Annotated in this window: 18 protein-coding genes; 14 read left to right on the plus strand and 4 right to left on the minus strand. The window is 58.7% G+C overall.

Annotation, left to right across the window (positions count from 1 at the left end; translation table 11 throughout):
• From ACGLHT_RS26385 to ACGLHT_RS26435, 11 genes are all read left to right on the plus strand, one after another.
• Positions 1-221: hypothetical protein (locus tag ACGLHT_RS26385; protein WP_394520669.1), on the plus strand; the 221-nt coding region annotated here is incomplete at its 5' end.
• Between the two features lie 547 nt (positions 222-768).
• Positions 769-1,068, plus strand: a complete 300-nt coding sequence (ihfB, locus tag ACGLHT_RS26390; RefSeq protein WP_013971456.1) for an integration host factor subunit beta — start codon at positions 769-771, stop codon at positions 1,066-1,068.
• A gap of 19 nt (positions 1,069-1,087) precedes the next feature.
• Positions 1,088-1,351 carry a lipopolysaccharide assembly protein LapA domain-containing protein gene (locus ACGLHT_RS26395; protein ID WP_046615541.1) on the plus strand — a complete coding sequence of 88 codons (264 nt, stop codon included), beginning with the start codon at positions 1,088-1,090 and terminating at the stop codon, positions 1,349-1,351.
• 102 nt (positions 1,352-1,453) lie between these two features.
• A complete protein-coding gene (locus tag ACGLHT_RS26400) occupies positions 1,454-2,884 on the plus strand; it encodes an MBL fold metallo-hydrolase RNA specificity domain-containing protein (protein ID WP_274121073.1) in 1,431 nt (476 codons plus the stop codon).
• 503 nt (positions 2,885-3,387) lie between these two features.
• Positions 3,388-4,647: a glycosyltransferase family 4 protein gene (locus ACGLHT_RS26405; RefSeq protein WP_274121071.1), complete on the plus strand. Its 1,260-nt coding sequence runs from the start codon at positions 3,388-3,390 to the stop codon at positions 4,645-4,647.
• Positions 4,644-5,504, plus strand: a complete 861-nt coding sequence (locus ACGLHT_RS26410) for an SDR family oxidoreductase (RefSeq protein WP_133978599.1) — start codon at positions 4,644-4,646, stop codon at positions 5,502-5,504. The genes ACGLHT_RS26405 and ACGLHT_RS26410 overlap by 4 nt, the downstream gene beginning before the upstream one ends.
• A gap of 21 nt (positions 5,505-5,525) precedes the next feature.
• Complete coding sequence (locus tag ACGLHT_RS26415; protein ID WP_133978601.1) at positions 5,526-6,536, plus strand: polysaccharide biosynthesis protein; 1,011 nt, start codon at positions 5,526-5,528, stop codon at positions 6,534-6,536.
• Positions 6,529-7,653 (plus strand): non-hydrolyzing UDP-N-acetylglucosamine 2-epimerase, encoded by a 1,125-nt coding sequence (gene wecB / locus ACGLHT_RS26420; protein ID WP_274121070.1) that lies wholly within the window; start codon positions 6,529-6,531, stop codon positions 7,651-7,653. Before ACGLHT_RS26415 ends, wecB begins: the two co-directional genes overlap by 8 nt.
• A gap of 216 nt (positions 7,654-7,869) precedes the next feature.
• Positions 7,870-8,796, plus strand: a complete 927-nt coding sequence (locus ACGLHT_RS26425) for an NAD(P)-dependent oxidoreductase (protein WP_274121069.1) — start codon at positions 7,870-7,872, stop codon at positions 8,794-8,796.
• 11 nt (positions 8,797-8,807) lie between these two features.
• Positions 8,808-9,923, plus strand: coding sequence for a glycosyltransferase family 4 protein (locus ACGLHT_RS26430; protein WP_274121068.1), 1,116 nt, complete (start codon positions 8,808-8,810; stop codon positions 9,921-9,923).
• Entirely contained in the window at positions 9,920-11,191 is a 1,272-nt protein-coding gene (locus ACGLHT_RS26435) for an O-antigen ligase (protein ID WP_274121067.1), read from the plus strand. The genes ACGLHT_RS26430 and ACGLHT_RS26435 overlap by 4 nt, the downstream gene beginning before the upstream one ends.
• Before the next feature lie 3 nt (positions 11,192-11,194).
• Here ACGLHT_RS26435 and ACGLHT_RS26440 read toward each other — a convergent pair whose 3' ends face one another.
• The 4 genes from ACGLHT_RS26440 to ACGLHT_RS26455 form a co-directional block, all read right to left on the minus strand.
• On the minus strand, positions 11,195-12,475 hold the full coding sequence (locus ACGLHT_RS26440) for a hypothetical protein (RefSeq protein ID WP_274121066.1): 1,281 nt from the start codon (positions 12,473-12,475) through the stop codon (positions 11,195-11,197).
• A gap of 303 nt (positions 12,476-12,778) precedes the next feature.
• Positions 12,779-14,344: a hypothetical protein gene (locus tag ACGLHT_RS26445; RefSeq protein ID WP_274121065.1), complete on the minus strand. Its 1,566-nt coding sequence runs from the start codon at positions 14,342-14,344 to the stop codon at positions 12,779-12,781.
• 189 nt (positions 14,345-14,533) lie between these two features.
• The gene (locus ACGLHT_RS26450; protein ID WP_274121064.1) at positions 14,534-15,439 is read right to left on the minus strand and encodes a glycosyltransferase; all 906 of its coding nucleotides are present in this window, start codon (positions 15,437-15,439) and stop codon (positions 14,534-14,536) included.
• The gene (locus ACGLHT_RS26455) at positions 15,429-16,802 is read right to left on the minus strand and encodes a lipopolysaccharide biosynthesis protein (RefSeq protein WP_274121063.1); all 1,374 of its coding nucleotides are present in this window, start codon (positions 16,800-16,802) and stop codon (positions 15,429-15,431) included. The genes ACGLHT_RS26450 and ACGLHT_RS26455 overlap by 11 nt, the downstream gene beginning before the upstream one ends.
• A gap of 322 nt (positions 16,803-17,124) precedes the next feature.
• On the opposite strand from ACGLHT_RS26455, the gene ACGLHT_RS26460 reads away from it, so the two are divergent.
• From ACGLHT_RS26460 to ACGLHT_RS26470, 3 genes are read left to right on the plus strand one after another with little or no spacing between them, the layout of a single operon-like run.
• The gene (locus tag ACGLHT_RS26460; protein WP_394520676.1) at positions 17,125-18,087 is read left to right on the plus strand and encodes a UDP-glucose 4-epimerase family protein; all 963 of its coding nucleotides are present in this window, start codon (positions 17,125-17,127) and stop codon (positions 18,085-18,087) included.
• A complete protein-coding gene (locus tag ACGLHT_RS26465) occupies positions 18,084-19,103 on the plus strand; it encodes a glycosyltransferase family 4 protein (RefSeq protein ID WP_274121061.1) in 1,020 nt (339 codons plus the stop codon). Before ACGLHT_RS26460 ends, ACGLHT_RS26465 begins: the two co-directional genes overlap by 4 nt.
• Positions 19,104-19,157: 54 nt before the next feature.
• Positions 19,158-21,161: a nucleoside-diphosphate sugar epimerase/dehydratase gene (locus ACGLHT_RS26470; RefSeq protein ID WP_274121060.1), complete on the plus strand. Its 2,004-nt coding sequence runs from the start codon at positions 19,158-19,160 to the stop codon at positions 21,159-21,161.
• Positions 21,162-21,371: the final 210 nt, after the last annotated feature.

Genomic DNA, 21,371 nt, shown 5'->3' on the forward strand with positions numbered 1-21,371 from the left:
CTGGCCCATGTTCCCAGTACTTGCACGATCCCCTTGTGAAGCAGCCCTGTGTCGCGAAAAGCCTGCTCTCAACAGGCCGGTACCTGGCTTCGAAGCAGGCAGCATCTCTGCAGGGCGAGCGACCCAAGCCCGATTTCCAAAAGCCTGCACTATCCCTGTGGGAGATTGCCCAGCCCTTTCGGGTTGTGCTGTCGCGCAGAGAACAATTATCGCTCGTCTGACGCGTTCCTTGTAGGAGCAGCCTTGTGCTGCGAAGAGGCAGGTACAACCGATAGAAAGGCTTTGTCAGCACCGGCCTCTTCGCAGCGCAAGGCTGCTCCTACAGAACCCCACTGCAGCCATGGGTCATCTGCTGGAGAGCGGGCCGCTCCCACATGGGCTGTGCTGGCCTCTAGGCAGGTGATGTCCATGCGGGGGGGGGGGTAGTGGTCTGGCCCATGTTCCCAGTACTTGCACGATCCCCTTGTGAAGCAGCCCTGTGTCGCGAAAAGCCTGCTCTCAACAGGCTGGTACCTGGCTTCGAAGCAGGCAGCATCTCTGCAGGGCCAGCGACCCAAGTCCGATTTCCAAAAGCCTGCACTATCCCTGTGGGAGCTGGCTTGCCGGCGATGAGGCCGGGCCTGCCACGCGCCGCCAGCTAGACCATTCCTGTAAAACTTCAATCTTGAATTTTTTTATTAAGTCAAGAACCACCCTGTTCAAATCCCTCCCAGCGTGCTACAAACTGGTTAAGCAATGATCTAGCTGCTTGATAACGAAGGGAAAAATATGACGAAGTCGGAGCTGATCGAACGTATTGTCACCCATCAGGGGCTGCTCTCGTCCAAGGACGTGGAGCTGGCCATCAAGACCATGCTTGAGCAGATGTCACAATGCCTTGCCACCGGCGATCGCATCGAGATCCGCGGTTTTGGCAGCTTCTCGCTGCACTATCGCGCCCCTCGCGTTGGCCGTAACCCGAAGACCGGCCAGTCGGTCAGCCTCGAAGGCAAGTTCGTGCCGCACTTCAAGCCCGGCAAAGAGTTGCGCGACCGGGTCAATGAAGAAGAGCATGAGGCCCACACCTGATTCCACAAGGAGCAATCTGATGCGTAACCTCAAGCGCGCCCTGGCGGCGGTGTTCGTGCTGCTGTTGGCGGCTGTGGTGCTGTTCTTCGTGCTGGAGAACCAGCAAACCGTCTCGTTGGTCCTGTTCGGTTGGGCTGCCCCGGCCATGCCGGTCGCAGTGCTGGTTCTGGCCGCCCTGGTCATTGGCCTGGCAGTCGGTCCGCTGTTGGGTGCCTACGGCGTGCAGCGCAGCAAGCGCAAGATCAAGGCTTCTGCCCGCCAGGCAGCATTGAGCGGTAACTAAGGGCATTTCCTACATCCGTTTGGGAAAGTGTCACCTATGCCTGCGCCGGCCGTCATGGAGTAATAACGCACTTCATTTTCGGCCCAGGCGAGTGTGCGCAGCATGGAATATCCCGTCCTTTCCCATCATGGTGGCACCCGCGGCGTCACTGGCTCCTGCCATCAACTGCACCTCGATCCGTCCACCAGCCTGCTGATCGACTGCGGCCTGGAGCAGGGCGCCGAGGCAGCGCCAGGAGCAGCATCGGCGCCGCTCGGTTTCGATGTGCACGGCATCCAGGCCCTGGTCATCACCCATGTGCATCTCGACCACGTTGGCCGCATCCCGGCACTGCTGGCTGCCGGCTACCGTGGCCCCATCCTGTGCAGCGAGCCGTCCGCCCGGCTGCTGCCACTGGTTCTGGAAGACGCCTACAAGCTGAGCGTCAGCAGCGAGCCCGCCCAAGTGGCAAGATACCTGGAGTTCATCCGCGACCTGATCGTGCCCCTGCCTTTCGAGCAGTGGCACACCCTGGTCGAGCAACCAGGGCTCAGCTGCCGAATTCGCCTGCAGCGCGCCGGGCATCTGCTGGGTTCGGCCTATGTCGAATGCGATGTGCAGCATGAACAAGCCAATACCCGATATGTGTTCTCCGGTGACCTGGGCTCCGGTGGCAACCCTTTGCTGCGCCCTTTGCAGCCCCCGGAACGAGCCGATGTGCTGGTATTGGAAAGCACCTACGGCGACCGCCTGCATCCGCCTGCAGGCGACCGTCAGCAGCGACTGGAAGCGGCCATCGACCGCGCCTTGGCTGACCAGGGCACGCTGCTCATTCCGGCTTTCAGCCTCGGCCGCACCCAGGAGTTGCTGTACGAACTCGAAAGCATTCTTCATCGCAAGGCCTTGCTGAACAAAGCCGGCCCGGCCCCCGACGGCGACCCGCTCGACTGGTCGCAATTGCCCATCATCCTCGACTCACCCCTGGCCCAGCGCATTACCGGTGTATATCGGGAACTGCACGATTACTGGAATGCCGAAGCCCGAGCGCGCCTTGCCGAAGGGCGCGACCCGTTGGGTTTCAGTCAGCTGATCAGCGTGGACACCCACGCCCGCCACCAGCAGGTGGTCAATTACCTGAAGAGCACCGGGCGGCCGGCGATCGTGATTGCCGGCAATGGCATGTGCTCGGGTGGGCGCATCGTCAATTACCTGAAGGCTATGCTGGGGGACTCGCGGCACGAGGTGATGTTTGTCGGTTACCAGGCCAAGGGCACGCCAGGCGCGGTGATACAGGCCAGCGAAGGGGCGGAAGGATTTGTGCAGATTGATCTGGATGGGCGGATGTATGAGGTGCGCGCAAAAGTTGTAACCTTGCCGGGCTACTCTGGTCATGCCGACCAGGCAGAGCTCGTGGCTTTTGCATCGCCGGACCGGGGCGGGGCCGAGCGCGTGGTGCTGGTACACGGTGATAACAATGCCAAGATGGCTCTGGGTAAGGCCATCGAAGAGAAAATCAAGCAGCAGGGGCGTTCGATCAAAGTCTTCATCCCATGAGGGCTATGCCAGCCAAATCTAGAGAGGGACAATCTTTTTGTTGCAAACGCAGCACTTCTAAGGGTGTGTAGGTGCATCCGATGGATGGCAGGTTTTTTTTAGCGTTTTGAGGAACTTGCCGAAGCAAACGGTTGACTTAGCCAAGGTGCCGACTCGGGGTTGAAGCGAGCCGCTCAGGATAGTAGCTTGATGGTCGTGATTTCGCATTGGAACGATAACCGATAGCAAGCTACATATTATAAATGATGGCCAAAGTATGGCTAAGGGCGGGTAGCTACAATAACATGCGCCAGCATCGGAGCGTGATTGGGGCAATGATCGTGGGGGGCTTGGCTTCTGGTATTCCGAATTTTCAGGGATTGCGGCAGGTCAGTCTCCGCGGCGCATAGTCGGTATCTAGCAGGTCAGCTTTTGCGACTTGTTAACGATCATGCATGCCTCCATTAGAGTTCAGGGCACTTCATGCAGCGCCGATATCGCCACGCCCAGAAGGATAAGTCAGTGTGACGCAAACACCTTTGAAAATTGCTGTGGTCAGCCAATATTTTTTTCCTGAAAACTTTATCATCAACGATATCGTTCGGGAATTGAGTGCGCTGGGTGTGCATGTTGAAGTTTTTACCGGCAAACCTAACTATCCAAGTGGTGAGGTTTTCCCAGGTTATACTGCCCATGATGCGGTTGAAGACTGCTTTGCTGGAACGATAGCTGTTCATCGGGCGCCACTGCGGCCGCGCAAGAAAGGTGGGGCGAAAAACCTGATCCTCAATTATTTTTCATTCGTGGCCAACGGCGTCAGGTACTTCACACGCCATGCAAAGCGCGGCCAGTTTGATGCCTACTTCGTATTTGCGCCATCGCCTGTCATTTCTGTAATTCCGGCACTAGCCATGAAACGCGCCCACCGTGCCCCTGTGTTTCTATGGGTACAGGACTTGTGGCCGGAAAGCCTTGCGGCCACGGGCTTCATTCGCAACAAATTCCTATTGTCGATCGTCGGCTTGCTGGTGCGCGGCCTTTATTGGGCCGTGGATGTATTGCTGGTACAGTCACGGGCGTTCATTGACCCGGTCAAGCGCTACGCGCGAGCCGACAAGATCAATTATTACCCCAACTCTTACCTGCAACAGGATGATTCCGGCGAAATCTGCAAATTGCCTGAGTCATTGACTGCCGTGTTGCGTAGTCACTTCTGCGTAGTGTTCGCCGGCAATTTGGGTAGCGCGCAAGGGTTGGCCACCATCGTCGAAGCTGCGCGGGTGCTGCACGCCGAGCAATCGCAAGCCCTTATCGTGATGGTCGGCACCGGCAGCAAAGCCGACTGGCTGGCAGAGCAGAAATGCAAATGGGGCCTGGACAACCTGATCATTGCTGGCGCCTACCCTCGTACGGCGATGGCCGAACTGTTCGAACTCAGTGCCGCATTGCTGGTTACACTCAAGCGAGACGAGATTTTCAGTTGTACCATTCCGAGTAAGGTGCAGGCCTACCTGGCAGCGGGCAGGCCGATAATTGGCAGCCTGGATGGTGAGGGCGCCCGCGTCATCAACGACGCTGCTGCCGGTATTACCTGCCCTGCCGAAGACGCGGCCGGGCTTGCAGCGTGCATAAGGTCGATGCTGGCCATGCCGCAGACGCAGCGAGAACAGATGGGCACACAGGCAAGGGCTTACTTCTTGAAACACTTCGAACTCAAGGCCCAGTGCAAGGCACTGGTGCGCATGTTCGAACAACGGATTGAACAGGACAAGGCGACGCAATGAACATATTGGTACTGGGTGTCTCGGGCATGCTGGGCAACGCCGTCTTCCGGTATTTCTCGGCCAATTCGCAGCACCGGGTGGTGGGCACGCTGCGCTCGTCGTCCGGGCGCAGATTCTTCACGCCTGATCAGGCTGAGCATCTACTGTGTGGTGTAGATGTACTCGATGCTGACGCGCTGATGGCGGCTTTCGCTAAGGCTAAGCCGGATGTGGTGATCAATTGCGTGGGCCTGATCAAGCAACTGGCTGATGCCAAGGACCCGCTTACTGCACTGCCAATCAACGCAATGCTCCCGCATCGCCTGGCTACGCTCTGCCGCGTGGCTGGCGCGCGCCTGATCCATGTCAGTACCGATTGCGTATTTTCGGGTGCCAAGGGCATGTACCGGGAACAGGACGAGTCTGACTGCACCGACTTGTATGGCAAGTCCAAATACATTGGCGAATTGCACGACCTTGATGATGCCGTAACGCTGCGTACATCCATCATTGGTCATGAATTGCAAAGCAATGCATCGCTGGTTGACTGGTTCCTGTCCCAGCAGGGCAATGTGAAGGGTTTCACCAAGGCGGTTTTCTCGGGGCTGCCGACCGCCGAACTGGCCCGGGTGATGCTGGACTACGTCATTCCCAACCCTGCGCTGAAGGGGCTTTACCACGTTTCTGCAGAGCCGATCGACAAGTATGAGCTGCTCAGGCAGGTGGCGAAGGTTTACGGCAAAGACATCAATATCGTACCGGACGACAAACTGGTGATCGATCGTTCGCTGGACTCTTCTCGCTTCCGTGCAGATGCGGGCTACCAGCCACCTTCCTGGCCGGCGCTCATACAATTCATGCACGAGCAGCGTCAATAACGAATTACAAGGAGCGCACAGGTGTTCGATAACAAGATTCTGATGATTACCGGTGGGACCGGTTCTTTCGGCAATACGGTACTCAAGCGTTTTCTGAATACCAACGTCAAGGAAATCCGCGTTTTCAGCCGCGACGAGAAAAAGCAGGAAGACATGCGTATTGCCTTGTCCAACGACAAGGTGAAGTTTTATATCGGCGATGTGCGTGACTATCAAAGCGTGGCAGAGGCCATGGTCGGGGTGGATTACATCTTCCATGCCGCTGCGTTGAAGCAGGTGCCGTCCTGCGAGTTCTATCCGATGGAAGCCGTGAAGACCAATGTCATTGGTACCGAAAACGTGCTGAATGCGGCCATCGCCAACGGAGTGCAGCGCGTGGTGGTGCTAAGCACCGACAAGGCAGTGTACCCGATCAACGCCATGGGCATTTCCAAGGCAATGGCGGAAAAACTGATGGTGGCCAAGTCACGGATGATTCCTCAGCAGGGCCCGGTGATCTGCGCCACCCGTTACGGTAACGTCATGGCCTCGCGGGGGTCGGTGATTCCGCTGTTCGTCGATCAGCTCAAGGCCGGCAACGAACTGACAGTGACCGACCCGAACATGACGCGCTTCCTGATGTCGCTGGAGGACTCGGTGGATCTGGTGCTGCATGCCTTCGAGAACGCCCAGCAGGGGGACATTTTCGTGCAGAAGGCGCCGGCCTCTACCGTGCAGGAGCTGGCAGAAGCGCTGCGCCAGTTGTTCAAGCGGGAAAACCCGATCAAGGTGATTGGGACCCGACATGGCGAAAAGCTCTACGAATCCCTTATTTCCCGCGAGGAAATGGCCAAGGCCGACGACATGGGCCGTTACTACCGGATCCCGGCCGACAACCGCGACCTGAACTACAAAAAATACTTTGTCGAAGGCGAACAGCATATCTCCGAGCTGGATGACTACACCTCCCACAATACCGAGCGGCTCGACATCGATGGCATCAAGGCCCTGCTGCTGAAACTCGACTATATCCAGGAACAACTCAATGCTTAAGGTCATGACCCTGGTCGGCACCCGGCCTGAACTGATCAAGATGAGCCGCGTCATCGCTGAACTCGACGAGCAGGCCAACCATGTACTGGTGCATTCCGGCCAGAACTACGATTACGAGCTCAACCAGGTGTTCTTCGATGACCTGGGCATTCGCAAGCCGGATCACTTCCTGGGGGCGGTGGGTAGCACGGCAGCCGGTACTATCGCCGAAGTCATCGCCAAGTCCGATGAAATCTTCGAGCTGGAAAAACCCGACGCCCTGCTGCTGTATGGCGACACCAACACGTGCCTGGCCGTGATCGCTGCCAAGCGTCGGAAGATCCCTGTGTTCCACATGGAGGCGGGTAACCGTTGCTTCGATCAGCGGGTGCCGGAAGAGCTGAACCGCAAGGTGCTCGACCACCTCAGCGACATCAATATGGTGCTGACCGAGCATGCCCGGCGCTACCTGCTGGATGAAGGTATCCGCCCGGAAACCATCATCAAGACCGGTTCGCACATGCAGGAGGTGCTGGACTACTACCGACCTCGTATCGACGCCTCCACGGTACTGGAGCGCGAGGGGCTGGAGGAGGGCAAGTACTTCATCGTCAGCACCCACCGTGAAGAGAACGTCGATACGCCACAGAACCTGCGCGATCTGCTGGCCTCGCTGCGCGCCCTGGCCGATACCTATGGCTTCCCGATCATCGTCTCCACCCATCCGCGTACCCGCAAGCGCCTCGAGGACCTGGGCGAAAGCCTGGAGCATCCACTGATTCGCTTCGTCAAACCTTATGGCCTGCTCGACTATATCCGTCTGCAGATGGGCGCGTTGTGTGTGCTCTCGGACAGCGGCACCATCACCGAAGAGGCTTCGCTGCTGAACTTGCCGGCGGTCACGATCCGTAACGCCCATGAGCGCCCGGAAGGCATGGATGAAGGCACCCTGATCATGTGCGGCCTTACCCCGGACCGCGTGCTGGATGCCGTGCGCGTGGTGATCAGTCAGCATGACCGCGGCCAGCGGGTGATCCCGGTGGTGCAGGATTACCTGGGCGGGCCGGTCTCCAAGCAGGTGGTACGGATCGTGTATAGCTATACCGATTACATTAACCGTACGGTCTGGTCCAAGTAACCAGTCCAAGGCTAGTTCCCGTCAATCACGCTAATCGGGGCCGCCTTGCGGGCCATTGCCGGCAAGCCAGCGTCAATTCTGAGCGGAGCTCAAGAATGGCGCGCTTTCTGTGGGAAGCTTGTCGCCGAAGGACTGTGCAGCAGCCCCTTTTTAGCCAGCTGACAGGTATCAGCGCTTACTAAACCCCGCCTTGGCTGATGGAGAAGCGAACGGCCTATGAACACGCTGGTAGTGATTGGGGGAAGCGGCTTCGTTGGCCGGCATTTCCTGGATGTATGTAACACGCTGGATGACACCGAGGTCATCTATGCGGTCCACCGTACCGAGCCCGACTGGTTGACCAACGCCACGGTGCATGTTGAACGCTTTGATGTGAATGACCCCAGGAGCCTCGCAGCCATACTTGTACCTGGCTGCACTGTGATCAATCTTTTGCGGCCCGATGGCAGTGGCTGGTTCGAACCGGCGATCGCCAATGTGCTCGCTGCGTGCGATCAAGCGCGCATCAAGCGTTATGTGCACGTGTCGAGTATCGATGTGTTCGGTGCCGCGCCGGACGCGGTGGTCGATGCCTCCACGCGGCTCGAACCAAGAACGCCATACGAGCGTGAGCACGCCGGTGCTGAAGCGCTGGCACGCGCGGTACCGGCTACCCGTTTCGAAGTGGTGGTGCTGCGCCTGGGAGCGGTGTTTGGTGATGGCGGGCTGAACATCGTGTCGTTCGTACGCGAAGTGTCCAGCGCGCCTGCCTGGAAGCTGGCATTACGCCGTATGCTTTACGGGCCTCGCCGCATGCACCTGGTCAGTGTTGAAAAGGTGGCGCAAACCTTGGCATTCGTTGCCCGGGTGCCACAGGTGCGCCAAGGGGAAGTCGTCCTCGTAACGGATGACGCGGCTCCGGAAAACAACTTTGGCTATTTGCAGGACGCCCTGATGCAGGCGTTTGGCCGGCCCTCGATCAGCTACTTGCCACACCTGCCGCAAGGTTTGCTCGGCTTACTGTTACGTATGCGCCGAATCAGCAATGCAAACCCGATGCGCCGCTTCAGTGAACGGCGGCTTGCTGAGTGGCAGCAGCCAACTACGGCCGACTTCAAACACCAATTGCAGCGCTACATCGTACTGCTGAGGGCGTCGGCATGAGGGTGTTACTGGTGAATATTTCACTGGATGCCAAGCTCGGCGGTGGTACAGCGGAGCGCACTCGGCACCTGGCGCTGCACCTGGCCAAGGCCGGTAGCACGTGCGAAGTCGTGGCCATGACCGGTAACTCGTGGCAGCAGGATTTTGACGAGCAGGGAGTGAAAAGCTATATCACTGGCCGCATCGGCCAGCGCTTTCCGATCCCGTTGCTCAACCCCTGGCGGGCTTGGCGCGCGGTGCGCAACGCCGATGTACTGCACATCATGGGCTACTGGAATCTGTTGAGCGTCGCCATGGGCCTGCTGGCGGTGATTGGTCGGCGTCCCTATATACTGTGCCCGGCGGGCGAATTTGCCTCAGTTGGTTCGCCACGACCGATCATGAAAGTGTTCCACTTGCTGCTGGGCCGTTGGCTGATCAAGTGGGCTTCAGGCTTTATCGCCATTACCGACCTGGAGCAGGGGCTGATTGCTCAGGTGGCAGGCATGCCGGCGGCTTCTATTCCGGTTATCGGCAATGCCGTGGCTGAGCCAGGTCCGACGTGGGGGGCAGGGGCTGTGCCACTGCCGGATGAGCCCTTCATTCTGTTCATGGGCCGGCTTGCCCCGGTCAAAGGGCCGGACTTCCTCATTCAGGCCTATCTCGACTCGCCCACGGCGCAGCGTTACCCCTTGGTGATGGCTGGTCCGGACTTTGGCATGCAGCAGGAACTTCAGGCTCAGGTAGATGCCTCGGGCCTGGCCGGGCGCATTCACTTCATCGGTTTTCTTGACGAAACACAGCGTACCCAGGTGTATCGCCAGGCAATGATGCTGGTCATTCCTTCGCGTTCGGAGGCCATGTCGCTGGTTGCCCTGGAAGCCGGGGTTGTCGGTTTACCGGTTTTGCTCACTGATACTTGCGGTTTCGACCAGGTCGAGCAGGTACAGGGTGGGCTGGTGGTCCCGGCCAGTGCTGCAGGTATCGCTTCAGGCCTTGAGCGTATGCTGGCTGATTCTGCCGAGCTCAAGGCCAAGGGCGGGCGACTCAAGGCCTACATTATCGAGCACTACACCTGGTCGGCCACGGTGCAGGTGATGTTGCAGCGTTTTACCCGCCTGTTGCGTACGGGTTCGATGGTCGAGTGAGCGTGCCTGTCGGCTTCGCCGGAGGGCATCGCAGTTGTGCTGGCTCCCCGGCGATGCAGGATGACAAGGCGCAGCTGTCCTTTCAACGATTCATGGCGGTCAGGTTTGAAATGTCGGTGCTTGAGCGTTGTTATAAAGGCGTTACCCAGGAGCATGTGCTGTTTGCATTGTTTTTCCTGGCGATATTTTATGGAAATATCTATGCAAGGGTGACGCTACCGCTCGCGATATATATCTTGCCGATGCTGGCGTTACGCTTGAAGATCAGAACGATCAAGTGGCAGGCGGTGATGCCCGCGCTGGCTTGCCTGCCGGTAGTGTTTCAGTTTTTCGGTGCGTACCCACCGATCAAGAATGATATCTCCGTCTACTTTTGCTTCTTTTACTCTGCCGTATCCATCCTGGTGCTGAGCAGATGCAGGGTCGAAGAATTGCTGGTTCAGAACTGCATCCTCTTCGGCTGTATATTGATTGCGTTCATCATGCTGGCGAATGCGGCGCTTGGTTATCGGGAACAGCTCGATTTCTACACCTTGAAGAATCTGGTTGCGACGCCTCTGGGAAGCTCCAACTACCTGGCCGTCTTTTTGCTGGTCGGTACTCTGGTGGCTTTGTATGCCAGGCAGTACCTATGTGCCATTGCCCTGGTTGGAGCATTCATGTTCACGTTTTCCCGTACCGGGTATGCGATGTTGATGCTCGCTGTCGCCATCTGGTTGCTCGACACCAGAACCACACTGCTTACCCGATACCCCCGTTTTTTCGCCTTTGCGTTCATTACCTGCAGCCTGATTGTGTTCCTGACCGCTTTCTTCCTGAAAGACGGGTTGCCGGAGTCCTTGTCCATCCGCGCAGGCCTTTGGCATGCGGCGGTGTATCACATTGCCGACCATCCGCTGATCGGTACGCCACGCTCCGAATATTTCTACATATTCAATGGATTGGCATGGGACCCGCACAATTCGATCTTGAACATGCTCCTGTTGCTGGGGGTGGGCGGTACTGCCGTCTACCTGTTTTATCTTTACTGCGTCATGCGGCTGTTTTCGCAACTGGCAAGCGGCTCGACGTTTTGGCGCTCGGTTTTCATAGCCTCAGCCGTTACACTCCTTTGGAGCCTCTTTGAAGTAGTTTTACTGACACCGGCTTATGATACTTTGCTGGCATCGCTGTTTGCGCTGGCTATCGCCAGAAGCTCAGGTGCCGAATTGGCCGCGTCGCCAGCTGTGTCTGAAAGCAACAGTGTCGGCCTGACCGTGGCGAGATAAGGTTCAGCTTGCCGGTTGCACCTCGCTAGCCGATTTGCGGCGTCCTGCCAGGGTTGAGCTGCAAATGAACAGGGTAAATGCATAGGGCATCCAAACGATCGGGCGCTGGTAAATGCTTAACGCAAACAGACCGAAGAACAGCAGCACCCACAAACGGCGCTTGGCATTGTGGGTTATGGCCAGGGTCAGGCTGATCATGGCCAAGGCGAACAGCACGGCACCGATCAGGCCAAAATCTGTAAGTATGCGTGTCACCACCTGCGAAACCCCGCCATAGACCACGCTGGAGTCGGCCCCCATGCCGAACAGCAGAGTACGGGTGTCTGCATCCAGGTACCGGGCGAAGAGTTTGTCCATCTCTGGTAACGAGCGATTGTTGATGTACTCGGTCTGGCGCAATTGTTGGTCAGGTTCTGGCGGTTGCACTGCAACTGGTGCAGCAGACACTGGGGCGCCAGTGCTGGCCGATGATGTGGCGTTTTTACCCTGCGGGATGACCAGTGCTTGTCGGGTCGGAGTGCTCGGGTCAAGGGCGTGTGTCCGTGCTGGCGTGGGTGCCGTTGGTTGCCGGTCCGGGCCGTCAGGCTTGATGATGCCCAATACCAGCAGGCCGAACAGCCCGAGGATGGCCAGTGGAAGCAGGGTCAGCGGTGAGCGCGCCTGCATCAGACGGAACAGGAAGCCGATGGTAGCCATGACTATGAATGCCAGGGAAAACGACAACACACCACCAACAAAGATGATGAGAAAAGGGAAAGGCTTGAGCCTGAAGCGGTTGCCCGCCAGGAGGAATGCCGAAACTGTGCCGACCATGCCGGGCTCGTCGTACATGGCGCACAACCGGTAGAGTTCGCCACCCCAAGGTAGCGACACGTGGTTGCCGGACAGCAGAAGCGCCCCGGGTGCGTGCAAGTAGAAACCCCCGGCTTCAGCCATCGCAGGGTTGAGCAGAGGCAGGCGGTCCATATGCACCGTCAGGCCGGCAATCTTGCACAGGGACACGACGATACCCGGGATCAGGCTGACCGCGAAGAACCAGGCGAACCATTGCAGTACCTTGCCGCGGCGCTGGTCTGAGAACACCGCAAGGGCAAAGATGGTTGGTAGCACGAAATACCAGCGCGTAGTACTGCCGTCGAGCTTGGGCAACATGCTGATGTAGAGCACGAAAAGGCATATCAGGATGAACCCTGGCACCTCGCGCCGGCGCGGGCGGTCGCCGAGCAGGAAGGCGCCGATGGCCAGGCAACCCGAAAGCATCCCGGCAATTGCCATGTGACGCAACGAATTCCAGAGAAAATACGGGTTCAGTGTTACCCAGGCGCATAGCGAAAATAGCGGCGCCAGCATGGCGTCAATGGGTGCGCTCGAGCTGTAAGTCCTTATAGCCACAGTCATAGTGAGGGGATCTGCCTGATCACACCTGAGCCAGGCCGATCAACAGGCAGTATCGGCATGTGCTCGGCTTAGGGTTGGGAGGATTGACCTCGCTTTGACAAGTAGCGAGGCGCAGCGGTGCGATAATCTTTCGCACGTTCGTCGGATACCTCCGGCGATCCCCTCTGTCCCTGAAGCCGAAACGATGAATTAAAGCGCTGGTGTGAGTGCAACCGACCCCGTTCTTGGAGCACTTACAATAATGCGCGCCAGATACAATCCCGCGATGAACCCAAGTAGTTCGATGAGGAAGAACATCTGCACGCGCGGGAAGTTGGTCTGCACCACCAGATAGGCCAAGGCCACACCAATGGTCGCGCGAGTGAATACATTGCCAACCAGTTGGCTGGCCAGCCGTTCGGCAAGAATGCCGGCGGCAAACAGCAGTGTCAGGCCGGCGGCCAGCACTGCCAGGTTGCCGCTGTAGAGCAGAATGGCCAGCGGGCCGGGAATGGTCATGAACGTGAAGTTTTCGAAAGCCTGGTACTGTGCATTCGACATACGCTGGTAGATGGCCTGAGTGCCGGCTTCCGGGCGCTCGGCCAGGCTGCGCAGAAATAGAGGCCAGCCGGTGTTTTCGTGGCTGACCACCGCCAGTATGCCTTCCAGGCCAACCCAGCGGTCCACCACCAGTTTGCTCAGCTCCATCAGCATACCTTTCCAGCGGGCACGCTTGACCTCGGCGGTTTCCTCGAGAGGAGCCACGGTTACTGGAACAGGTTTTGCGTAGACAGGCGCCGCCGATACCGGGTTCGCGATCAGCCGCAGTTGAGGCAGTGCTGGTGCCAGTGCGCCTGCAACCGCCTGCGCTGAATCGGCCGGTGCTATGAGCAGGCTGGTAGATGGACGCGCAGGCGCCAGTCTGACGTCGCTCACCGCCTGCTCGCCGATAGCCATGGAGGCCACGACTGGCCGGGCTTGGGCGAACGACTGCAGTCGGTCGGCAGACACCAATAGCAGTGATGCCACGAACAACACCGCCGTCACCAGCAGAATCCTGATCCATTGGACGAAGCGCAATGCAGTGACCAGATCGCGGCCATGCACCAGGTAAACCGCGAACGGCGCGGCCACATGCAGGATCATCTGCGCCCGACTGCCCATGGATACCGCTGTTACCGCGCCTTCCAGAATGAGAATGTAGAACAGCGTCTCCAGCTTCATCTGGCGCGCCTGTACCAGCCAGTAACCCAGGGTGGCAAGCAGGATCAGGTTGCCCCAGGCGATCATGAACGAGACCAGTACGTAGACGTAGCTGTGGAGCTTCAGCGCAGGCTCGGTGCCCACCTTGAGAATGGCAAACTTGAAATTTGCGGCCAGTAACAGGGCCGTGAGCATTATGGCCAGCCACATGGACGGTTTGAGCAGCCCGCGCGGCCGCTCGATATGGATGACTGCTGGCGGCTGTAGGCGCGAAGCAACGGCTTGGCAGGCCAGTAGTGTGGCAAATGCGATGTTCAGGGCCAGCATGGCCGAATCCCATGCCTTCGACGAATCATCGAAGGCCCCGATTGGTTCGATGAACTGGGTGCCGAGAATGAAATGCAGCACCAGCTTCGCCCAGCAGCCGAGAATCAGGAATGCCAACAGGAAGAACGAGAAGAAGCTGGTGCGGTTGGACAGCAAGCTGCGTACCAGCAAGCCGGCCAGAAAACCGTTAAGTAGCAGCGGCGCCAGGGACGCTGGATAGTCCACTGCTGCGGCGAGGGTGGCCACGGCAACCAGCAGTAACGCACTGACATGCAAGTAGCGGTTACCCAGCAAGTGAGCTTGAACACTCTTCATCCGCGCGCTCCAGGAGGGGGGAGAATGGTTTTGCTGCTCTCGATACCTGCGGGACCGCTGAACCTACAGGCGCTGCACAAGATTAACGGAGTTGGGGCAATCATCGATTGCCCCGGAAACTCAGGCTTTGGACTTGGGCCTGAAAATGGTCAGCACGTAACTTACCATCTTGCGGGAAAGAATCGACGGCGGGTCCAGCAGTGCGGCCTTGCCCATGCGTACCACGAACATTGCATAGCGCCCGGAGAATCCGTGCATGAAGCCCGAAAGCATATGGGCATTGGCAACCGCCTTGCGCTTCCAGCCAAGGATGGAAGGCGACAGACCGCTGGTCTGGTAAAGGCTGTTGATTACCTTCAGCGGCTCGTCGGAACGTTCGGCGTTGCATGGGTTGTAAGTGGTCGAGCCGGAGTGTATGCGGAAGTCTGCCAGTGGCTCGGCCACCCGAGTAAATGGCCCGTATTGGCAAAGGCGCAGGAAGAAGTCCATGTCCGGGATATTGCGCAGCCCGGTGTTCCAGCCACCCACCTTGTCCCACACCGAACGCCGGAACAGCGCCCCAGGGCCTGGCAGGCACTGGAAGTTTGCGATCAGCAGGCGCTCTTCGTAGTCGGGTGTCTGCACAGTGCGCACGTGCTTGGAGTCTTCATCGATGACGCAGAAGTCCGGGTAGGCCAGCACGGCCTCAGGCTCCTTGGCCATGGTTGCGACGATGGCCTCGACGGCGCGTGGGTGCAGGCGGTCGTCGGCGCTCAGGTAACCTAGCAGCTCGCCACTACTTTGCTGCCAGCCAAAATTCATCGCCGCACTCTGTCCGGCGTTGACTTGGCGGTAACGAATGAAATTGCCCGGGTGTTGCTCCAGCAGTGCCGCGGTGTCGTCGGTGGAGCCATCGTCGACGACGATCAGCTCTACGTTCGGGTAGGTCTGCTGTAGCACACTGTCGATCGCATCCAGAACATAGCGCCCGGTATTATAGGTAGGGATGATGATCGACACCTTGGGCATTATGTTGCTAGCGTCCATGAGATACCTTTCGACGGTAATAGAGGCGCATGAACCTGCGCAATGAAGAGTAATCGGCGGTAGTGCTGAGGTTGAATATGCGTTTGACGCAATAGATCTGTGCCAGCGATTGGCAGACCCCACCGAGGCTGTATACCACGGCCAAACCGATGATTCCATGCAGCCACATGGCCACTAGTCCGGCCGCAATCATGCATAGGCCGCTGATCACGGAAATGCGCATGGCCACGTGCTGTTTCTGCAGCATCATCAGCACAAACCCGGCAGTACCTGCGTAAGTTTGCGCCAGTTGCGAAACGCCGAGGATGGCAAAAATATAGTATGCATTGGCGTATTCGCTGGACCAGACATGGGCCAGCAGGAACTGGCCGCACAGAATGAACAGTAGGTAGCCCGCCAGGCCGAGCACCGTCGCTGCACCAGCGCCCACCCCCAGCACGCGCTGCAGGTAGCGCCTTTTGCCCCGAACCCAGATGCGCCCGATGGAGGGCGCCACCACCGTGTTGATCACTGCCAAAGGTATCAGTACCAAGGCTGCCAGGCGTGAAGCCAGGCCATAGATAGCCAGCCCGGCCGCATCACCGAACCAGGCGATGATCCATAAGTCGGCCTGCGCCATGATGAACAGCACCACGGTAGTGGTGAGGTTGGGGCGGGTTTCACGCAGCAGGGTAGTATAGCCAATGTTGCTGCCTGGCTTGTCCTGCTGCTGCGCCCGATACCAGCGCCGCAGACTCCAGGCGCCCAGCAGCGTGGTGCAGCCGGCACCCACCGCACCGGCCAGGATCAACGTGCTCAGCTCTATGTGCAATTCGCCGCGCCAGGCCAGGATCACCGTTGCTGCACTGGCCAGGCTGGCCCCGGTGGTCAGGAAGCTGGCTTGCACGAAGTGGCCCAGCGCCCGGTGCTGTTCGGACAGGATAGTGCTCATCGCCGCCAGGATCATGCTCAGCGACACGAGCGGGGCAATACCGTGCAGCAGGCGCAGCAGGTCGTCGCCTTCGTAACGCGACAACACCTGCATGAAAACGTTGAACCCGATGGCCAGGGCAATGGTCGAAAGCACCGCCAGCAGCAAGGTGCGGCGTAATACCTGTTTGACCTGACCACCGTCGCGGTGCCCCTGTGCTGTGGAAATACAGGCCGGTGCGGTGATGCTTAGCCCCAACTGGCCCAAGGTAGCGAGTGCGGCAATCAGCGATTGCGCCAGAAAGAACAGCCCCACCGAAGTTTGCGGCATGGTCAGGGGAATGATGATGCCCGTCAGGGCGCCGGTACCCAGCAGCAGGAAGCGGCCAAATATGGCGGCAATACTTGCGGCTATGGGGGAGGATAGCGCGTTGGTGACTTTCCCTGTGGACATGGATTCTTATAGGTACCTGGAACGGAGGAGGGATTCTGTTTTGTTTTGCATAGGCTGTCCATGCTCTGTATGCAATGGCGTCGAGGCATTTTGATATCGCTCATGGATATGAGCTGGAATATCGACAGCCGATTTGTAGTTTTGGTTCGGATTCATTAGGGTCGTGTGTATCCGCTGTTCAGCTTGCGCAAATTAGCTGATGCCTGGGTGTCCTAGACCAAGGTTTTGTCAGAAATTTCTGCATGTTACGTGCGAGCCTTCAATTGTCATGCGTTCTGTCCGATAGTAATAACCACTAAACCCAAAAAGTGATCAGGTGCGAATGAAAGTAATTTTGACGGGTGCGTCCGGCTTCGTCGGGGGGGCAGTACTGAAGGCGCTCAGTCGTAATGCAAACGTCGAGACAGTCGTCCCTTTGCGTTCACCATTGCGCCAGATGCCAGCTGGGGTTGTCAGTTACCCGATTGGCGACCTCACCGATGACCAGAGCGCGCAGTTGCTGGCCCACCGTCCCGATGTGGTGGTGCACTGTGCATCGCGCGTGCACATCATGAGCGACACCGCCAGCGACCCGCTGGCAGAGTTTCGCCGCATCAACGTTGACGGTACCTTGGCCTTCGCCCGCGCTGCCAGCGCGGCCGGTGCCCGCCGTTTCGTGTTCATCAGCTCTATCAAGGTCAATGGCGAGCAGACCCACCCTGGCCAGGCCTATAGTGCCGATGACATGCCGCACCCGGTCGACCCCTACGGTATTTCCAAGCACGAGGCGGAGCAGGGGCTGCTGGCGCTGGGAGCGCAAACCGGTATGGAAATCGTCATCATCCGCCCGGTACTGGTGTATGGCCCGGGGGTGAAGGCCAACTTCCTCAGCATGATGCGCTGGCTTGACCGTGGCGTGCCGTTACCTTTTGGCGCCATTCACAACCGTCGCAGTCTGGTGGCGCTGGACAACGTGGTGGACCTGGTACTGACCTGCATTGACCACCCGGCAGCGGCCAACCAGGTGTTTCTGGTCAGTGATGGCGAAGACCTGTCCACCACCGAACTGCTGGCGCGCATGGCCAGAGCCCTGGGCAAGCCGGCACGTCTGCTGCCGGTGCCGGCCTGGCTGTTGAGCAGCGGTGCCAAGGTCCTGGGCAAGGGTTCGCTGTCCCAGCGCCTGTGTGGCTCGCTACAAGTAGACATCGATAAAACCTGTAAACTGCTCGGCTGGCGACCCCCGGTGCGGGTGGATGCGGCCCTTTTGGCTGCAGCCAGGTACTATCAGGAAAAAAACAATCAATGATGCTCTTTTGGGCTTTACCCACCGTACTGCTGCTGTCCTTGCTGATGACCGCCGGCCTGCGCCGCTACGCGCTGGCGCGAAGTGTCATCGATGTGCCCAATGCCCGCAGTTCGCACACCGTACCTACGCCACGCGGTGGTGGTGTGGCGATCGTGGTGACTTTCCTGCTGGCTATTGTCGGTGTAATGCTCAGCGGGGTAGGGGAGAGCCGCACGCTGATGGCTCTGGGTGGCGGCGGTGCGCTGATCGCCATTATCGGTTTTATGGACGACCACGGTCACATTCCGGCCCGCTGGCGTCTGCTGGGGCATTTCATAGCCGCCACCTGGATGCTGGTCTGGATGGGCGGGCTGCCGCCGCTCACTTTCTTTGGCTGGCAGGTGGATCTAGGTTGGCTGGGGGGGGTACTGGCCGCCGTATACCTGGTGTGGCTGCTGAACCTTTACAACTTCATGGACGGCATCGACGGCATTGCCAGCATCGAAGCCATCACTGTGTGCCTGGGAGCGGCTTCGCTATACTCTTTGGCGGGCTTGGGGGGGCATGCCGTGCTGCCATTGCTGCTGGCCGCTGCGGTGGCCGGGTTCCTGTTCTGGAACTTCCCGCCGGCAAAAATCTTCATGGGTGACGCTGGCAGCGGCTTCCTCGGCATCGTCCTCGGAGGCCTGTCTTTGCAGGCGGCCTGGTTGGCCCCGGAGCTGCTCTGGTGCTGGTTGATCCTGCTCGGGGTGTTCATTGTCGACGCAACCTATACCTTGGTGCGCCGCCTACTGCGCGGTGACAAGGTGTACGAGGCCCATCGCAGCCACGGCTATCAGTTCGCCTCGCGGCAATTCGGCAGGCACCTACCGGTAACGCTGGCGGTAGCCGCGCTGAACCTGTGCTGGTTGCTGCCGATAGCTTTTTGCGTTGCGCGGCTAGGCCTGGATGGCACAGTGGGCGTGTTGCTTGCCTATATCCCGCTGGTGCTGCTGGCGGTGCGCTTTCGCGCTGGCCAGATTGAAGAAAGACATTAAGGTGATGTGAGCGACTTGATGTCAGGGAATTTCTGGAAACGTTTCAGAGGAGCGATGGACAAGGTGCGCGCTAAACTGCTTGCTCTACCACGTAGATACAAACGCTTGCTGCAGGTGTTGACCGATGTGGTCCTGATCTGGGCTGCCTTGTGGCTGGCGTTCGTGGTACGCCTTGGCATCGACGAGTTGGCCAACCCCATCCTCGACCACGGCTGGCTGTTCCTCGTCGCGCCGATGGTAGGCATCCCTCTGTTCATCCGCTTTGGTCTGTACCGCGCGGTAATGCGCTACTTCGGCACTGACGCGCTGATTGCCATCACCAAGGCTGTAACCCTGTCCGCGCTGATTCTCGGTTTTATCATTTATTGGTCAAGCAACCATCAAAACGTAGTGCCACGCTCCATCACCTTCAACTACTGGTGGCTGAGCCTGATCATGGTCGGCGGCCTTCGTCTGGCCATGCGCCAGTACTTTCTTGGCGACTGGTTTACCACCGCCGTGCAGCACGTGCCCTTTACCAATAGCAGCCGCGGCGACGGTTTGCCGCGGGTGGCCGTGTATGGTGCTGGTGGTGCCGGCAACCAATTGGTTGCAGCCTTGCGGTCCGACCGAGCGCTGCGCCCGGTAGCGTTCATCGACGATGATCCGAGCATCACCGACAGGGTGATTGCCGGCCTGCAGGTGTACCGCCCTGACCAGTTGCAAGACATGATTGATGCTACCGGCGCCCAGGAAATTCTGCTGGCCATACCATCCTCCACCCGCACCCGCCGCCGCGAGATCCTCAACTTCCTTGAAGGCTACCCGCTGCACGTGCGCAGTATCCCCAGCTTCATGGACCTGGCCAGCGGCAAAGTCAAGGTGGACGACATCCAGGAAGTGGACATTGCTGACTTGCTGGGCCGCGATGCGGTGCCCGCTCAGGCCGACCTGCTGGAGCGCTGCATCGTCGAGCAGACTGTGATGGTGACCGGTGCCGGTGGTTCGATCGGCTCGGAACTGTGCCGACAGATTCTGGGCCAGGCGCCGAAAACCTTGCTGCTGTTCGATCACAGCGAGTTCAACTTGTACAGCATCCTCTCCGAACTCGAGCAGCGCATAGCCCGCGAATCGCTGTCGGTGTGCCTGGTACCAATCCTGGGTTCGGTCCGCAACCAGCCGCAACTGTTCGATATAATGAAAACCTGGCGGGTCGACACCGTCTATCACGCCGCCGCCTACAAGCACGTGCCGATGGTGGAGCACAACATCGCCGAAGGCCTGATGAACAACGTCATCGGCACCCTGCACACCGCCCAGGCTGCGCTTCAGGCTGGCGTTGCCAACTTCGTGCTGATTTCTACCGACAAAGCTGTGCGCCCTACCAACGTGATGGGCAGCACCAAACGCTTGGCGGAAATGACCCTGCAAGCCCTTAGCCGGGAAATGGCGCCAGTGCTGTTCGGCGACAGCAGCAATGTCTCGCAGGTGAACAAGACACGTTTCACCATGGTTCGCTTCGGCAATGTGCTGGGCTCGTCGGGTTCGGTGATTCCGCTTTTCCACAAACAGATCAAGGCAGGTGGCCCGCTGACGGTCACCCACCCGAAGATCACCCGTTACTTCATGACCATCCCCGAAGCGGCGCAGCTGGTGATTCAGGCCGGCTCGATGGGCAAGGGTGGTGATGTGTTCGTGCTGGATATGGGCGAGCCGGTGAAGATTGTGGAGCTGGCTGAGAAGATGATTCACCTGTCCGGCTTCAGCGTGCGCTCCGAACGTAACCCGATGGGCGATATTGCCATCGAGTTCAGCGGTCTGCGGCCAGGGGAGAAGCTGTACGAGGAGCTGTTGATTGGCGATAACGTGATTGCCACTCGCCACCCGATGATCATGAGCGCCAACGAAGACTTCCTGGCCTGGGATACGCTAAAGGATGTGCTGCGGCAATTGCTGGCGGCGGTGGCGGCAGATGATTTTGTGCGGGTACGGCAGTTGTTGCGCGAAACTGTAAGCGGCTATTCGCCGGAAGGCGAGATTGTGGACTGGCTTTACCAGCAGCGACGGCTGGAACCCTGATTCAGCTGCAGTGCGCGGGTTAGTCTTGCTCAAGGCTCAAAGGTTTGCACTAACCCTGTGGGAGCGGATTTACCCGCGAAGAGTGTGATTCGGTATATGGCGCCGCTGCGCCGGTGCCCCCACAGGGATAGTGAATGCCTTGCACCCAGCATTGCGCTCTGCCCCAAAGATGCCAATCAACGTATGTTTACCTTTGAAGGCAATTCAATG

Source organism: Pseudomonas sp. PsB, assembly GCF_043658375.1.
GTDB lineage: Bacteria > Pseudomonadota > Gammaproteobacteria > Pseudomonadales > Pseudomonadaceae > Aquipseudomonas > Aquipseudomonas putida_Z.

Coding starts and splice junctions, on each gene's coding strand:
- ihfB (WP_013971456.1), top strand. CDS start 769: ATGACGAAGTCGGAGCTGATCGAACGTATTGTCACCCATCAGGGGCTG.
- ACGLHT_RS26395 (WP_046615541.1), top strand. CDS start 1,088: ATGCGTAACCTCAAGCGCGCCCTGGCGGCGGTGTTCGTGCTGCTGTTG.
- ACGLHT_RS26400 (WP_274121073.1), top strand. CDS start 1,454: ATGGAATATCCCGTCCTTTCCCATCATGGTGGCACCCGCGGCGTCACT.
- ACGLHT_RS26410 (WP_133978599.1), top strand. CDS start 4,644: ATGAACATATTGGTACTGGGTGTCTCGGGCATGCTGGGCAACGCCGTC.
- wecB (WP_274121070.1), top strand. CDS start 6,529: ATGCTTAAGGTCATGACCCTGGTCGGCACCCGGCCTGAACTGATCAAG.
- ACGLHT_RS26425 (WP_274121069.1), top strand. CDS start 7,870: ATGAACACGCTGGTAGTGATTGGGGGAAGCGGCTTCGTTGGCCGGCAT.
- ACGLHT_RS26450 (WP_274121064.1), bottom strand. CDS start 15,439: ATGGACGCTAGCAACATAATGCCCAAGGTGTCGATCATCATCCCTACC.
- ACGLHT_RS26455 (WP_274121063.1), bottom strand. CDS start 16,802: ATGTCCACAGGGAAAGTCACCAACGCGCTATCCTCCCCCATAGCCGCA.
- ACGLHT_RS26460 (WP_394520676.1), top strand. CDS start 17,125: ATGAAAGTAATTTTGACGGGTGCGTCCGGCTTCGTCGGGGGGGCAGTA.
- ACGLHT_RS26465 (WP_274121061.1), top strand. CDS start 18,084: ATGATGCTCTTTTGGGCTTTACCCACCGTACTGCTGCTGTCCTTGCTG.
- ACGLHT_RS26470 (WP_274121060.1), top strand. CDS start 19,158: ATGGACAAGGTGCGCGCTAAACTGCTTGCTCTACCACGTAGATACAAA.